We start from the raw sequence: 15,337 nt of genomic DNA on the forward strand, positions 1-15,337 counted from the left end.
GATTGGCAGTGAGAGCCCAGCCCCTCACTGCAACGGCATTGCTAAATCGTACGGCGACGGGTTAACGCGACACCAGCACCGATCAGAGCCCCAACGATACCCCACATAATCATCAGGAAGGCGCGACGAGGGCTGTCACGTTTTACCGGCTCTTCCGGCGTTCTCAAATAACGATAGGTCTGAAAACGCGGATCTAAAGTTGGTCCAACGTTCAGGGTGTTCAGCATGGCCCTGTTCTGGAAATAGTCCAGATCGAAATCCGGACCAATTGACTGCAGATTCTCAAGTCGCGCCTGCAACATTGGACGTCCGAGTAAGAACAATTCTGAATCCGGCAATTCATCAGCTGGAACATCTGTGGAAGTACGCGAAATATTATGCTGCTCAGCAATTTTAAGCGCTTGTTCAATGCTGTGGACGCGGCGAGAGAAAATGGATTTTGCCACTTCTTCCTGACGTTTGACCTGCGCTTTCATCTGCACAGTGCGTGCGGCCCATGCGCCTTTTAACTCATCATTCAGATGACGTGCCGCGCGTTGGCTGGCAAACGCGACGTACTGGCGCAGCAAATTGTTGGCATCAGGAGCCGTCTCGGCAATCAGCTTCACGCTGTCATTGGTATTACGCAGCGTATCGCCAGGCAAAAACTGAATGTTATTGATCAGTTCATCCAGCATCGCCGCATCGGCTTTGCTATTACCGACCATACGCTGCTTAAAGTAATCAGTCTGCTGCCAGAATTCTCGGCGTGTATCCCAGGAGGCAAGCTGCATAATGAATTCTTTATAGGCCTCATCCATTACTGACGGTTGGTCCGTGGACGCGAGACTGGCCTTAATATCCAGGTTGCGTAAAAACTGTTGTTGAGAGTAAAAGCCACCCAACATATTGACCGTTGGCCTGTCAGTAATCGCCGTGGCACTCCACTCCTGACGCGCAAAAAACGTATAGGCGAGGGCCGCTATCGCGAAGGCGAGAGCCATACCGACGATCCACACCTTCCCTGACCACAAGGTACGAAACAACCCACGGATATCCAGTTCATTTTCAGCGCTCACGGCATCTTCCCCCGGTAATGGTTGTCTCATCGTACCCTCAATTTATTTGGTTAAGTCTGGTTTACTTTCACGGTTTCTACGCAACTTGCGCTTCAAACGTTTGATAAATCTCGCTACCTTCCAGGCCCGTTTAATACAGATGTCGTACAAGACAAACGCCAGTAAAAAAAACACCAACATCACCCACTCCGGGACAATGCGAGAATATTCAGCCAGCACGCCAATAGATGCCAGAATAGCTGCAGCCAGGGTAATCAGGACAAAAGCCTGTCGGGAGGTAAATCCGGCGCGCATGATTAAATGGTGAATATGTTGGCGATCCGGGGAGAAAGGGCTCATGCCCTTGCGTAAGCGACGATACATAATTGCCACCATATCCATTAACGGAATGGCAATAATCCACAAAGCGGTGACCGGGCTGATAGGATGCGTTGGCCCCTGGGTAGTCTCCAGCAGGATCCAAATCACCGTGAAGCCAATCAGCGTACTGCCCGCATCCCCCATAAAAACTTTATAGCGGCGTCCGAGAATACCCAGATTCAGCAGGATGTAAGGCAGAATGGCGGCGATCATGGCAAAACACCAGATGGCCAGGCTTGTTTGCCCATCGAACCACAGGATAAGCCCCATAGCGGCGAATGACACGCTAGATAATCCACCCAACAGACCATCAATCCCATCCACCATATTGAAGGCGTTTATTGCCGCCCAGACGGCAAACAGGGTAAGGAAATATCCAAAAGGACCGAGCACCATCTCCCAAGGGCCGAAAATATAGCCAAGGCTTAGCAGATAGAGTTTACCCACCGTCATCATAATGATGCCGATAAGGGCCTGGATGGTTGCGCGGATTTTTACACTGATATCAAAACGATCGTCCAGGGCACCGATAAACACCAGTACACCAGCACAACCCAGGTAGAGAGTAGCATGCGGGATATAGTAATCGGCGATAAGAAACGTAAAGCAAATGCCTGCGTAAACCGAAATCCCTCCAACCAGCGGAATCAGTCCCTGATGACGTTTGCGGAAGTTGGGTTTATCCACCAATCCAATCTTTTTCGCGACCTTGCGGGCAAAGAAAAGAAACAGCGTTGTGAATAAAAAAATACTGATGAGATCAGTACTTGCTGTCAATAAATTCACTATACATGCTCTCAGAGAATATCAATACACGAAGTATAACCATCCAGCCAATTATTCAGAAGAGAAACCCGACTCAATATCAGGTGGTTCTATATGATTAGCAACCACAAAATACGAATTTCAACCCTTCTTCGCCATGCGGTATGTCATACCGTATTATCGTTATTGTGTCGTTAAGATTACAGCCACAAAAGCAAAACGCCACGTAAAAACGTGGCGTTTTCGGATGAGACCTGAATTACGAACGCTTCATCATATCGAAGAAGTCGTCGTTAGTCTTGGTCATCGCCAGCTTGTTAATGAGGAATTCCATGGCATCAATCTCACCCATCGGATGGATGATTTTGCGCAGGATCCACATTTTCTGCAGCTCTTCCTGGGTGGTGAGCAGCTCTTCTTTACGGGTACCGGAACGGTTGTAGTCGATAGCCGGGAAGACGCGTTTTTCAGCAATCTTACGAGAGAGATGCAGTTCCATGTTGCCGGTACCTTTAAACTCTTCGTAGATAACTTCATCCATTTTAGAGCCGGTATCGATCAGCGCAGTCGCGATGATGGTCAGGCTACCGCCCTCTTCCACGTTACGCGCCGCACCGAAGAAACGCTTCGGACGATGCAAGGCGTTGGCATCAACACCACCGGTCAGAACTTTACCGGAAGCCGGAACCACGGTGTTGTAAGCACGCGCCAGACGGGTGATGGAATCGAGCAGAATGATAACGTCTTTCTTGTGTTCAACCAGACGTTTCGCCTTCTCGATAACCATTTCCGCAACCTGAACGTGGCGGGAGGCTGGTTCGTCAAAGGTAGACGCAACCACTTCACCTTTCACCAGACGCTGCATCTCGGTAACTTCTTCCGGACGTTCGTCAATCAGCAGCACCATCAGCACGCAGTCCGGATGGTTGTAAGCAATGCTCTGCGCGATGTTCTGCAGCAGCATGGTTTTACCTGCTTTCGGCGGAGCAACAATCAGACCACGTTGGCCACGACCGATCGGTGATGCCAAATCCAGTACACGCGCCGTTAAGTCTTCAGTAGAACCGTTACCACGTTCCATACGCAGACGAGAGTTTGCGTGCAGCGGTGTTAAGTTCTCAAAGAGGATTTTGTTACGGGCGTTTTCTGGTTTGTCGTAGTTAACTTCGTTAACTTTCAACAGCGCAAAGTAGCGTTCACCTTCTTTCGGCGGGCGAATCTTACCAGAGATGGTATCACCAGTGCGGAGGTTGAAACGGCGGATTTGGCTGGGAGAAACGTAGATGTCATCAGGACCGGCGAGGTAGGAGCTGTCTGCAGAGCGGAGGAAACCAAATCCATCCTGCAATATCTCCAGCACACCGTCACCAAAGATATCTTCGCCACTCTTTGCGTGCTGCTTCAGGATGGCAAAAATAATGTCCTGCTTGCGCATACGAGCCAGGTTTTCAAGGCCCATATTTTCGCCGAGAGTGATCAGCTCAGAAACCGGCGTATTCTTTAATTCGGTAAGATTCATAATGGTGTGAGTTCTTAAACTTGGGGTAAATCTCGAACTTAATGTTGTGAATGGTATGGCAGGGTCATCCATGCCTGTTTACGGCCATCAACTCATGTCTGTTCGCTGTCTGGTCACAGGAAAGTACGCAGAACTGAAACGACAAGACGGATTGAGTGACAAGCCAGGAATCTGTCCACTTCTCGCGCGAGAAACAACGGGAAGTATTGGATATAACTAGATTCAAACTTAATAAGGTATGTTTAATACGAAGTCAACACTAACTTAGCACGACTCAAGTCGGGCGTCCAGTCATCCGAATCATTTCGAAGTATGGTCGCCCGATCATGAGACTTCCTTACGCTAAATTAGCGTCGAGGAATTCTTTCAACTGACCTTTGGATAGTGCGCCGACTTTAGTCGCCGCAACTTCGCCGTTTTTAAACAGCAGCAGGGTCGGGATGCCACGGATACCATACTTCGGCGCGGTGCCTGGGTTTTGGTCAATGTTCAGTTTAGCAACCGTCAATTTGCCCTGATATTCGTCAGCGATTTCATCCAGAATTGGAGCGATCATTTTGCACGGACCGCACCACTCTGCCCAGAAATCAACGAGGATAGCTCCGTCCGCTTTGAGTACATCCGTGTCAAAACTGTCGTCAGTCAGGTGAATAATTTTATCGCTCATATTAACTCCACAGGAATAAGCCTGGTGCGTTGGTGTACTCTTAATCAACGACGTGTTGATGTAGCATTAACCAACTAAAGGTTGACTTTATTTCACCGGATACGCTTTCGTAAAGCAATAGTAAGCTGATATTCTACCACACTATGAGCAAAACACATTTAACAGAACAGAAGTTTTCCGACTTCGCCCTGCACCCAAAGGTGATAGAAGCCCTTGAAAATAAAGGCTTTCATAACTGCACGCCCATTCAGGCCCTCGCGCTGCCGCTAACGCTGGCAGGTCGTGATGTTGCAGGGCAGGCGCAAACCGGTACCGGAAAAACGATGGCGTTCCTGACGTCAACGTTTCATTATCTTCTCTCTCATCCCGCGATTGCCGATCGCAAGGTGAACCAACCGCGTGCGTTAATTATGGCGCCAACGCGTGAGTTAGCCGTGCAGATCCACGCTGACGCCGAGCCGCTGGCACAGACCACCGGTTTGAAATTAGGCCTGGCTTATGGCGGCGACGGTTACGACAAACAGCTGAAAGTGCTGGAAAGCGGCGTCGATATTCTTATCGGCACGACCGGTCGTCTCATCGACTATGCAAAACAGAACCACATTAACCTGGGCGCGATTCAGGTCGTGGTGCTGGATGAAGCCGATCGTATGTACGATCTGGGCTTTATCAAAGATATCCGTTGGCTGTTCCGTCGTATGCCGCCAACCACCCAACGTCTGAACATGCTGTTTTCTGCAACCCTCTCTTACCGCGTTCGCGAACTGGCGTTCGAACAGATGAATAACGCCGAGTACGTTGAAGTCGAACCAGAACAGAAGACAGGTCACCGTATTAAAGAAGAGCTCTTCTATCCTTCCAACGAAGAGAAAATGCGTTTACTGCAAACGCTGATTGAAGAAGAGTGGCCAGATCGCGCCATCGTCTTTGCTAACACCAAGCATCGTTGTGAAGATATCTGGGGTAGCCTTGCCGCTGACGGTCATCGCGTCGGTCTGTTGACCGGTGACGTGGCGCAGAAAAAACGTCTGCGTATCCTTGATGAGTTCACCCGTGGCGATCTCGACATTCTCGTTGCGACGGATGTCGCCGCGCGTGGTCTGCATATCCCAGCCGTAACGCACGTATTTAACTATGACCTGCCGGATGACTGTGAAGATTACGTTCACCGTATCGGTCGTACCGGTCGCGCCGGAGCAAGCGGTCACTCTATCAGCCTGGCCTGTGAAGAATACGCGCTGAATTTACCAGCAATCGAGACCTATATCGGTCACTCGATCCCGGTCAGCAAGTACAACCCGGATGCGCTGATGACCGATCTGCCGAAGCCGTTACGCTTAACGCGTCCGCGCACAGGCAATGGCCCACGCCGTACCGGTGGTGCTCCGCGTAATCGTCGTCGTTCAGGTTAACGTTAGATATGCTCACAACCACTTCGCTGTACGCCGCAATTGATTTAGGCTCGAATAGTTTTCATATGCTGGTTGTACGCGAGGTGGCGGGAAGCATTCAGACGCTCACGCGTATTAAACGCAAGGTGCGTCTGGCCGCTGGCCTCAACAGCGACAACGTTCTTTCCGCTGAAGCTATGGAGCGCGGCTGGCAATGCCTGCGCCTGTTTGCTGAACGCCTGCAGGATATCCCTCAGCCGCAAATCCGCGTGGTCGCCACGGCAACATTACGCATCGCGGTAAACGCCGATGAGTTTATCGCCAAAGCGCAAGAGATCCTCGGCTGCCCTGTCCAGGTCATCAGCGGTGAAGAAGAAGCGCGGCTGATTTATCAAGGTGTTGCCCACACCACCGGCGGCGCCGATCAGCGTCTGGTCGTTGATATTGGCGGTGCCAGCACTGAACTGGTTACCGGCTCCGGCGCGCAAACCACCTCTCTGTTCAGCCTGTCAATGGGCTGCGTCACCTGGCTCGAAAGGTATTTCACCAATCGTAATCTGGCACAGGAAAACTTTGACGAAGCAGAGAAAGCGGCTCGCGAAGTTCTGCGCCCGGTCGCCGACAAACTGCGTTTTCATGGCTGGAAAGTTTGCGTTGGTGCCTCTGGCACCGTCCAGGCGTTACAGGAAATCATGATGGCGCAAGGCATGGATGAGCGCATTACGTTGGCCAAGCTTCAGCAGCTTAAACAGCGCGCCATTCATTGTGGTCGTCTGGAAGAGCTGGAAATAGAAGGGTTAACGCTGGAACGCGCACTGGTTTTTCCCAGCGGACTGGCCATTCTGATCGCCATTTTCACCGAACTGAATATTCAATGCATGACTCTGGCCGGCGGCGCACTACGCGAAGGTCTGGTCTACGGCATGCTGCACTTGCCGGTTGATCAGGACATTCGCAGCCGTACGCTGCGTAATATTCAGCGTCGATTTATGGTCGACACCGATCAGGCGAATCGCGTCACGCAATTGGCTGTACATTTACTCGAACAGGTGAAAGATGAGTGGCATCTTGAAGCCATTAGTCGTGAACTGCTGCAAAGTGCCTGTCAGTTGCATGAAATAGGACTGAGCGTAGAGTATAAGCAGGCGCCACTGCATGCCGCCTGGCTGGTACGTAATCTCGATCTCCCGGGCTTTACTCCCGCGCAGAAGAAACTGTTAGCCACGCTGTTGCTCAACCAAACTAATCCGGTCGATCTATCTTCACTCCACCAGCAAAACGCTGTGCCACCACGCATCGCGGAGCACCTTTGCCGTTTGCTACGCCTGGCGATCATTTTCGCCGCTCGCCGTCGCGACGATTTAGTGCCACATATCACCCTGCAAGCTCAGGATGAGAATCTGACGTTAACGCTACCGGAAGGCTGGCTGGAACATCATCCATTAGGTACAGAGTTAATCGATCAGGAAATACAGTGGCAAAGCTATGTCCACTGGCCGCTGGAAGTGCATTAGATGCTGGCTGCCGGATAGCGCTTACGCTTATCCGGCCTACAAAATACCTATTTCTCTTTGGCTTTCGCCATCATTGCCCGAATGTTAGCAATGCTGGCCTGCCCTTTTTGCATCCGCTCCTCGGCACTCACCACTTTACGTTCCTGTTCCCAGATAACGTCATCTTGTGGTAGTTCCAACAGGAAACGGCTCGGTTCAGGTCGTACCAGTTCACCGTACTGACGGCGCTCTTTACACAGCGTGAAGATAAGTTCTTTCTGCGCACGTGTAATCCCGACGTAAGCCAGACGACGCTCTTCGTCGATGTTATCTTCATCGATGCTGCTCTGGTGCGGCAAAAATCCTTCTTCCATTCCCACCATAAATACGTAAGGGAACTCCAGTCCTTTTGAAGCATGCAGCGTCATCAACTGCACCTGATCCAACTCCTCTTCGCTCTCTCCGCGCTCCATCATGTCGCGCAGGGTAAAGCGGGTAACGACCTGAGTCAGGGTCATTGGCTCTTCCAGCTCACTACCTTCCAGCATCTCCGTCATCCAGCTGAACAGCGTGTTGACGTTTTTCATACGCATTTCGGCCGCTTTCGGGCTCGGCGAGGTTTCATACAGCCAGGATTCGTAATCAATGCCGTGGATCAGATCGCGTACGGCGGCAACCGGCTCGCGCTCCGCCAGACGTTGAATTTCACCCAGCCAGTGCGTAAAGCGGGTCAGAGAATCATATCCACGCCCGGTTAGCATCTGGCTAAGTCCCATATCAAAGCTAGCGGTAAACAGGCTTTTATTACGCGTCATCGCCCATTCCCCCAGCTTTTGCAGCGTGGCCGGACCGATTTCACGCTTTGGCGTATTTACGATGCGCAAAAATGCACTGTCATCATCCGGGTTGCTGAGCACGCGCAGATAGGCCAGCAAATCTTTAATCTCCGGACGTGAGAAGAACGACGTCCCGCCGGAAATTTTGTACGGGATGCGGTTTTGCATCAGAAACTTTTCGAACACTCGCGACTGATGATTACCGCGATACAGGATGGCGTAGTCTTTATACTGCGTCTTGTTCACAAAGTGATGGGCAATCAGTTCCCCGGTCACGCGTTCTGCTTCGTGCTCTTCATTATTCGCACTCAACACCTTCAGCTCAGCGCCGTAGCCCAGCTCAGAAAAGAGCCGTTTTTCAAAGACGTGTGGGTTGTTAGCAATAAGGATGTTCGCCGCCTTCAGGATACGCCCTGATGAACGATAGTTTTGCTCCAGCTTCACCACCTGCAGCGCCGGAAAATCTTTGCTTAACAGTACCAGGTTCTGCGGACGTGCACCGCGCCAGGAGTAGATCGACTGATCGTCATCACCCACGACGGTAAAGCGCGCGCGTTTCCCCACCAGCAACTTCACCAACTCGTACTGGCTGGTGTTGGTATCCTGATATTCATCCACCAGCAGGTAGCGGATTCGATTTTGCCAACGCTCACGTACTTCTTCATTGCGCTGCAACAGCAGCGTGGGGAGCAGGATCAGATCGTCAAAATCGAGGACGTTACACGCCTTCATATGCGCGTCATACAGACCATAGCAGTGGGCAAAAATACGATCGCGTTCACCCTTTGCACTGGCTGCCGCCTGCGCTGGGGTCATCAGATCGTTTTTCCAGTTGGAGATCGTTGAAATCAACTGTTGAAGGATAAGCTTATCGTCTTCAATTAGCCCTTCGGTCAATTCCTTAAGCAGGGCCACCTGGTCAGTATCATCAAATAACGAGAAGTTCGACTTCATCCCCAGCGCGGCGTATTCACGCTTAATGACATCCAGTCCCAGAGTGTGGAAAGTAGAGATCATCAACCCGCGCGCTTCTTTACGACCCAACGTTTGCGCCACACGCTCTTTCATCTCGCGCGCAGCCTTATTGGTAAAGGTTACTGCCGCAATATGTCGTGCCTGATAGCCACATTCACGGATCAGATGTGCGATTTTGTTAGTGATAACACGCGTCTTACCGGAACCCGCTCCCGCCAGCACCAGGCAAGGTCCGGTGACGAATTCGACGGCTTGTTGTTGTCCGGGGTTCAAACGCATAGAGGATTGCTCAATCTGTAAACACGGGGATGTGGATTGTAGCAGAAAGTGACGCCAGGGGGATCGGTCATAGCCCATCGTCGAAGACCATGGATTACATGCTACTATTGCGCCCTGATTTATCACTCAACTCAGAGCACAAACCATGGCAAAAACAGCATCAGCAGTGCATATCCTTGTTAAAGAAGAGAAACTGGCTCTCGATCTTCTGGAACAAATCAAAAATGGCGCCGATTTTGGTAAACTGGCGAAGAAACACTCTATCTGCCCGTCGGGCAAACGCGGCGGCGATTTAGGCGAATTCCGTCAGGGCCAGATGGTTCCGGCGTTTGATAAAGTGGTGTTCTCCTGCCCGGTGCTGGAGCCAACCGGCCCACTGCACACTCAGTTCGGTTACCACATCATTAAAGTGCTGTACCGTAACTAATAGAAAGCCCGGTGTGTTCAACCACCGGGCTTTTTTTTGCCGAATGGCAGCCTCTTAGCCAGCTACAGCAATACGTTTCATATCAGTCATATAGCCACGCAGTTTCTGGCCCACTTTCTCGATAGCATGGCTGCGAATAGCATCGTTTACGTCGCGCAGCTGCGCGTTGTCTACCGCACCTTCGGCAATCGCTTTGCCCAGATCCCCGGTTTGCAGGGTAGTCATGAACTCTTTCAGCAGCGGTACGCACGCGTAAGAGAACAGGTAGTTACCGTATTCTGCGGTATCGGAAATGACAACGTTCATTTCGTACAGGCGCTTACGGGCGATGGTGTTCGCGATCAGCGGCAGTTCGTGCAGTGATTCGTAGTAAGCAGACTCTTCGATGATGCCGGAATCCACCATGGTTTCAAACGCCAGCTCAACGCCAGCCTTCACCATCGCGATCATCAGCACGCCTTTATCGAAGTACTCCTGCTCGCCAATTTTACCTTCAAACTGCGGCGCGGTTTCGAACGCGGTTTTGCCGGTCTCTTCACGCCAGGTCAGCAGTTTCTTATCGTCGTTGGCCCAGTCAGCCATCATGCCTGAAGAGAATTCGCCGGAGATGATGTCATCCATGTGTTTCTGGAACAGCGGCGCCATGATCTCTTTCAGTTGTTCGGACAGCGCATAAGCACGCAGTTTCGCTGGGTTAGACAGACGCTCCATCATCAGGGTGATACCGCCCTGCTTCAGCGCTTCGGTGATGGTTTCCCAGCCGAACTGAATCAGTTTTTCGGCGTAAGCCGGGTCAGTACCTTCTTCCACCAGCTTGTCGAAGCACAGCAGAGAGCCTGCCTGCAGCATACCGCACAGGATTGTCTGCTCGCCCATCAGGTCAGATTTCACTTCCGCAACGAAGGACGATTCCAGCACGCCTGCACGGTGACCGCCAGTGGCCGCAGCCCATGCTTTGGCAATCGCCATGCCTTCGCCTTTCGGATCGTTTTCCGGGTGAACGGCGATCAGGGTTGGAACACCAAAACCACGTTTGTACTCTTCACGCACTTCGGTACCCGGACACTTCGGCGCAACCATCACCACAGTGATATCTTTACGGATCTGCTCGCCCACTTCGACGATGTTGAAACCGTGGGAGTAGCCCAGCGCCGCGCCATCTTTCATCAGCGGCTGTACGGAACGTACAACGTCGGAGTGCTGTTTGTCCGGGGTCAGGTTAACCACCAGATCTGCCTGCGGGATCAGTTCTTCATAAGTACCTACTTTGAAGCCATTTTCGGTCGCTTTGCGCCACGAAGCGCGCTTCTCAGCAATCGCTTCTTTACGCAGGGCGTAGGAGATATCCAGACCGGAGTCGCGCATGTTCAGGCCTTGGTTAAGCCCCTGAGCACCGCACCCGACGATGACCACTTTTTTACCCTGAAGGTAGCTTGCGCCATCGGCGAATTCGTCGCGACCCATAAAGCGACATTTGCCCAGCTGCGCCAGCTGCTGACGCAGGTTCAGTGTATTAAAGTAGTTAGCCATGGTGATACCTCGTGATGTTGTACTGTCTTATTGTTCGGTTCGCGTTTCAGCGAGAATGAACCCACATTACAACAGGAAATTTATTGCGGAAATTGATATATTCACAACATCACATTGCAATATCTGCAACGTAGAAAATCGGAGGCTCGTCCGTGGATTTACGCGATCTGAAAATGTTCCTGCATCTGGCGGAAAGCCGCCACTTTGGCCGCAGTGCGCGGGCGATGCACGTCAGCCCCTCCACACTCTCACGCCAGATCCAACGGCTGGAAGAAGATCTCGGCCAGGCGCTGTTTGTGCGCGATAACCGTACGGTCACGCTGACCGAAGCAGGCGAAGAGCTGCGAGTATTTGCCCAGCAGACGCTGTTGCAGTATCAACAATTGCGCCACACCCTCGATCAGCAGGGACCGTCGTTGTCGGGCGAGCTGCATATCTTCTGCTCGGTTACCGCCGCCTACAGCCACCTGCCGCCAATTCTCGACCGCTTTCGCGCCGAGCACCCCTCGGTTGAAATTAAGCTCACCACCGGCGATGCCGCTGATGCGATGGACAAAGTGGTCACCGGAGAGGCCGATCTGGCAATAGCGGGTAAGCCAGAGACGCTGCCCGGTGCTGTGGCATTCTCGATGCTGGAGAATTTAACGGTAGTGTTGATCGCACCAGCATTGCCTTGCCCGGTACGGAATCAGGTTTCGGTCGATAAACCAGACTGGTCGACGGTGCCGTTTATCATGGCCGACCAGGGGCCGGTACGCCGCCGCATCGAGTTGTGGTTCCGCCGTCACAAAATCAGCAACCCATCGATTTACGCCACCGTGGGGGGGCACGAAGCGATGGTCTCGATGGTGGCGCTGGGTTGCGGCGTGGCGCTGCTGCCGGAAGTGGTGCTGGAAAACAGCCCGGAGCCGGTACGGAATCGCGTGATGATTTTAGAACGCAGCGACGAAAAAACGCCGTTCGAGCTGGGCGTCTGCGCGCCGAAAAAACGGCTGCATGAGCCGCTGATCGACGCGTTCTGGAAGATTGTTCTGGAGCGTAAATCCGCCGAGTAGCACCAGCGTCAGGCCTAAAATCAGTGGTAGATTCAGTATTGGCGCTCCTTTTCTGTATAATGTCCCGTGCCATAATAGATGTGGGGGGCTTGTTAACCATCACGTTTAGCAAGCCAGAACAGACGGTGTCATTGCGCACTTGACAGCGAAAATACAAACTTAATTAGCCATCATTATGATAATCAAACCAAAAATTCGTGGATTCATCTGTACAACGACCCATCCGACTGGCTGCAAAGTCAATGTGGAAAAACAGATCGATTATGTGAAGAAAAACGGGAAAATCGCTAACGGCCCTTCCCGCGTGCTGGTCATCGGTGCTTCCACCGGTTACGGCCTTGCTTCCAGAATTTCCGCCGCGTTTGGCAGCGGAGCCGCCACTATCGGCGTATTTTTCGAAAAACCAGGCACGGAAACCAAGCCAGGTTCCGCGGGCTGGTATAACTCTGCAGCCTTCGATGAGGCCGCAAAACGTGAAGGTCTGTATTCCAAAAGCATCAACGGCGACGCGTTCTCCGACGAGTGTCGCGACGAAGTTATCAAACTGATCAAAGAAGACCTGGGTCAGATTGACCTGGTGGTTTATTCACTGGCATCTCCGGTACGTAAAATGCCGAAAACCGGTGAAATCGTCCGTTCTGCGCTGAAGCCAATCGGTGAGGTTTATACCTCTAAAGCGATCGATACCAACAAAGATCAGATCATAACCGCCAGCATTGAGCCGGCAACCGAAGAAGAAGTTCAGAACACCGTCACCGTTATGGGCGGCGAAGACTGGGAACTGTGGATGGGCGCGCTGAGCGAAGCAGGCGTGCTGGCTGACGGCGTGAAAACCGTTGCCTACTCCTACATCGGTACCGACCTGACCTGGCCAATCTACTGGCACGGCGCGCTGGGCAAAGCAAAAGAAGATCTCGACCGCGCGGCAGGCGCGCTGCGTAATCAACTGGCTCCGCTGAACGGTTCCGCTAACGTTGCTGTACTGAAATCCGTTATCACGCAGGCTTCTTCTGCTATTCCGGTGATGCCGCTGTACATCTCCATGGTCTTCAAGCTGATGAAAGAACAGGGCATTCATGAAGGCTGCATCGAACAGATCAACCGTCTGATGACCACCAGCCTGTACGGCGATAAAGTGGCGCTTGATGACAACCAGCGTATCCGTATGGATGACTGGGAACTGCGTGAAGACATTCAGCAGGCATGCCGCGATCTGTGGCCGCTGATCACCACCGAAAACCTGGCGCAAAAAACGGACTATGCAGGATATAAGCAGGAATTCCTGAATCTGTTCGGTTTTGGTCTCGACGAAGTGGATTACGATGCGGATGTAAACACCGAAGTCGAATTCGAAGTCATCACGCTGTAATCTGCTGATACAGTTGCAAAAAGGGTTCATGTTTTTACATGAACCCTTTTTTAATGGCTGCTGCTAACCCGCCAGGAAGAACCTGAACGCCGGGTTATGCGTTTCATCATGACAGTCATAACCCAGTTCGTTCAGTCGCGTTTCGAAATCAGGCTCGTGCTCACCCAACTCAAACGCCGCCAGTACGCGACCATAATCGGTTCCGTGACTACGATAGTGGAACAACGAAATATTCCAGTGCGTCCCCAGGGTATGCAGGAATTTGAGCAACGCCCCCGGAGATTCCGGGAATTCGAAGCTGTACAGCCGCTCCTGCAAGGGTTTCGACGGGCGCCCACCGACCATGTAGCGCACGTGCAGCTTCGCCATTTCGTCGTCGGACAAATCCACCACGCTGTAGCCGCCCTCGTTAAGCAACTGGAGGATTTCCTTACGCTCTTCCAGCCCACGGCTCAGACGGACGCCAACAAAAATACAGGCGTCTTTCGCATCAGCAAATCGGTAGTTAAACTCGGTAACCGAGCGTCCTCCCAACAGCTGGCAAAACTTCAGGAAGCTGCCCTTTTCTTCCGGAATAGTTACGGCCAGCAACGCTTCGCGCTGTTCGCCCAGCTCGCAACGTTCGGAAACATAACGTAGGCCATGGAAGTTAACGTTAGCGCCAGAAAGGATATGTGCCAGACGTTCGCCACGAATGTTGTGCTGGGCAATGTACTTTTTCATCCCCGCCAGCGCCAGCGCACCGGAAGGTTCCGCCACCGCGCGCACATCCTCGAACAGATCTTTCATTGCCGCGCAGATAGCGTCGCTATCGACAGTGATGATGTCGTCGAGATACTCCTGGCACAAACGGAAGGTTTCGTCGCCGATACGTTTCACCGCCACGCCTTCAGCAAAGAGGCCAACACGCGGAAGATCGACCGGTTGACCGGCATCCAGCGCCGCTTTCAGGCAGGCTGAGTCTTCAGCTTCAACGGCAATCACTTTGATCTGCGGCATCAACTGTTTGATCAGCACCGCCACACCTGCCGCTAATCCGCCACCACCCACAGGCACGAATACACGATCAAGGTGGGCATCCTGCTGCAATAACTCCAGTGCCAGCGTGCCCTGCCCGGCAATCACCATCGGATGGTCGAACGGAGGAACCCAGGTAAAACCCTGCTGCTGCGACAGCTCAATCGCTTTGGCTTTGGCTTCATCAAAATTCGCGCCGTGTAACAGTACTTCACCACCGAAACCGCGAACGGCATCGACTTTGATATCAGCGGTAGCCGTAGGCATGACAATCAGCGCCTTCACGCCTAATCGCGCAGAAGAGAAAGCTACGCCCTGAGCATGATTACCCGCCGATGCGGTGATTACGCCATGCGCTTTTTGCTCTTCGGTCAGACCGGCCATCATGGCATAGGCACCGCGCAGCTTGAAGCTGTGAACGGGTTGACGGTCTTCGCGCTTCACCAGAATCACGTTATCGAGGCGCGAAGAGAGTTTTTCCATTTTTTGTAGCGGTGTGACCTGCGCCGCTTCGTATACCGGCGCACGCAGCACTGCTCTGAGATACTCGGCGCCTTCTGGAGCGCCGGAGAGGGGTTGAGAATCCGCCATGGTCA

The 15,337-nt window shown here is 52.4% G+C and carries 13 protein-coding genes; 5 read left to right on the forward strand and 8 right to left on the reverse strand.

Translation table 11 applies throughout. The features are described 5' to 3' along the window. Positions 1–41: 41 nt before the first annotated feature. The 5 genes from wzzE to trxA form a co-directional block, all read right to left on the reverse strand. Entirely contained in the window at positions 42–1,088 is a 1,047-nt protein-coding gene (wzzE, locus tag HV314_RS25075; RefSeq protein WP_047358758.1) for an ECA polysaccharide chain length modulation protein, read from the reverse strand. A 12-nt stretch (positions 1,089–1,100) separates the two neighbouring features. Next, positions 1,101–2,204, reverse strand: a complete 1,104-nt coding sequence (gene wecA, locus HV314_RS25080; RefSeq protein WP_053389656.1) for a UDP-N-acetylglucosamine--undecaprenyl-phosphate N-acetylglucosaminephosphotransferase — start codon at positions 2,202–2,204, stop codon at positions 1,101–1,103. 238 nt (positions 2,205–2,442) lie between these two features. Beyond that, positions 2,443–3,702, reverse strand: a complete 1,260-nt coding sequence (gene rho / locus HV314_RS25085; protein ID WP_002437993.1) for a transcription termination factor Rho — start codon at positions 3,700–3,702, stop codon at positions 2,443–2,445. Between the two features lie 87 nt (positions 3,703–3,789). Further along, entirely contained in the window at positions 3,790–3,909 is a 120-nt protein-coding gene (locus HV314_RS25090) for a rho operon leader peptide (RefSeq protein WP_049259789.1), read from the reverse strand. 130 nt (positions 3,910–4,039) lie between these two features. Beyond that, the gene (gene trxA / locus HV314_RS25095) at positions 4,040–4,369 is read right to left on the reverse strand and encodes a thioredoxin TrxA (protein ID WP_001280776.1); all 330 of its coding nucleotides are present in this window, start codon (positions 4,367–4,369) and stop codon (positions 4,040–4,042) included. A 143-nt stretch (positions 4,370–4,512) separates the two neighbouring features. On the opposite strand from trxA, the gene rhlB reads away from it, so the two are divergent. Both rhlB and gppA read left to right on the forward strand, forming a co-directional pair. After that, positions 4,513–5,781, forward strand: a complete 1,269-nt coding sequence (gene rhlB, locus HV314_RS25100) for an ATP-dependent RNA helicase RhlB (protein WP_003829013.1) — start codon at positions 4,513–4,515, stop codon at positions 5,779–5,781. Positions 5,782–5,789: 8 nt separating this feature from the next. Continuing rightward, entirely contained in the window at positions 5,790–7,274 is a 1,485-nt protein-coding gene (gene gppA / locus HV314_RS25105) for a guanosine-5'-triphosphate,3'-diphosphate diphosphatase (protein ID WP_016157837.1), read from the forward strand. A 47-nt stretch (positions 7,275–7,321) separates the two neighbouring features. Here the strand turns inward: gppA and rep are convergent, their stop codons facing one another. Then, complete coding sequence (rep, locus tag HV314_RS25110) at positions 7,322–9,343, reverse strand: DNA helicase Rep (RefSeq protein WP_181546981.1); 2,022 nt, start codon at positions 9,341–9,343, stop codon at positions 7,322–7,324. A gap of 145 nt (positions 9,344–9,488) precedes the next feature. Between rep and ppiC the strand changes: the two genes are divergently transcribed. Continuing rightward, on the forward strand, positions 9,489–9,770 hold the full coding sequence (gene ppiC, locus HV314_RS25115; RefSeq protein ID WP_016155104.1) for a peptidylprolyl isomerase PpiC: 282 nt from the start codon (positions 9,489–9,491) through the stop codon (positions 9,768–9,770). A 54-nt stretch (positions 9,771–9,824) separates the two neighbouring features. On the opposite strand, the gene ilvC is transcribed toward ppiC, so the two are convergent. After that, a complete protein-coding gene (gene ilvC, locus HV314_RS25120; protein ID WP_181546982.1) occupies positions 9,825–11,300 on the reverse strand; it encodes a ketol-acid reductoisomerase in 1,476 nt (491 codons plus the stop codon). Positions 11,301–11,452: 152 nt separating this feature from the next. Between ilvC and ilvY the strand changes: the two genes are divergently transcribed. After that, entirely contained in the window at positions 11,453–12,355 is a 903-nt protein-coding gene (gene ilvY / locus HV314_RS25125) for an HTH-type transcriptional activator IlvY (RefSeq protein ID WP_016155102.1), read from the forward strand. A gap of 175 nt (positions 12,356–12,530) precedes the next feature. After that, positions 12,531–13,724, forward strand: coding sequence for an enoyl-ACP reductase FabV (gene fabV / locus HV314_RS25130; RefSeq protein WP_016155101.1), 1,194 nt, complete (start codon positions 12,531–12,533; stop codon positions 13,722–13,724). Between the two features lie 63 nt (positions 13,725–13,787). Here fabV and ilvA read toward each other — a convergent pair whose 3' ends face one another. Then, positions 13,788–15,332, reverse strand: a complete 1,545-nt coding sequence (gene ilvA / locus HV314_RS25135) for a threonine ammonia-lyase, biosynthetic (RefSeq protein WP_016157833.1) — start codon at positions 15,330–15,332, stop codon at positions 13,788–13,790. Positions 15,333–15,337: the final 5 nt, after the last annotated feature.

The sequence above is a fragment of the Citrobacter sp. RHBSTW-00887 genome, from assembly GCF_013728095.1.
GTDB classification, from domain to species: Bacteria; Pseudomonadota; Gammaproteobacteria; order Enterobacterales; family Enterobacteriaceae; genus Citrobacter; species Citrobacter braakii.

Bases quoted from the DNA above. Each gene is read 5' to 3' on its own strand.
- rho (WP_002437993.1), bottom strand. From the start codon at position 3,702: ATGAATCTTACCGAATTAAAGAATACGCCGGTTTCTGAGCTGATCACT.
- rep (WP_181546981.1), bottom strand. From the start codon at position 9,343: ATGCGTTTGAACCCCGGACAACAACAAGCCGTCGAATTCGTCACCGGA.
- ilvA (WP_016157833.1), bottom strand. From the start codon at position 15,332: ATGGCGGATTCTCAACCCCTCTCCGGCGCTCCAGAAGGCGCCGAGTAT.
- fabV (WP_016155101.1), top strand. From the start codon at position 12,531: ATGATAATCAAACCAAAAATTCGTGGATTCATCTGTACAACGACCCAT.
- trxA (WP_001280776.1), bottom strand. From the start codon at position 4,369: ATGAGCGATAAAATTATTCACCTGACTGACGACAGTTTTGACACGGAT.
- ppiC (WP_016155104.1), top strand. From the start codon at position 9,489: ATGGCAAAAACAGCATCAGCAGTGCATATCCTTGTTAAAGAAGAGAAA.
- rhlB (WP_003829013.1), top strand. From the start codon at position 4,513: ATGAGCAAAACACATTTAACAGAACAGAAGTTTTCCGACTTCGCCCTG.
- wzzE (WP_047358758.1), bottom strand. From the start codon at position 1,088: ATGAGACAACCATTACCGGGGGAAGATGCCGTGAGCGCTGAAAATGAA.
- ilvC (WP_181546982.1), bottom strand. From the start codon at position 11,300: ATGGCTAACTACTTTAATACACTGAACCTGCGTCAGCAGCTGGCGCAG.
- gppA (WP_016157837.1), top strand. From the start codon at position 5,790: ATGCTCACAACCACTTCGCTGTACGCCGCAATTGATTTAGGCTCGAAT.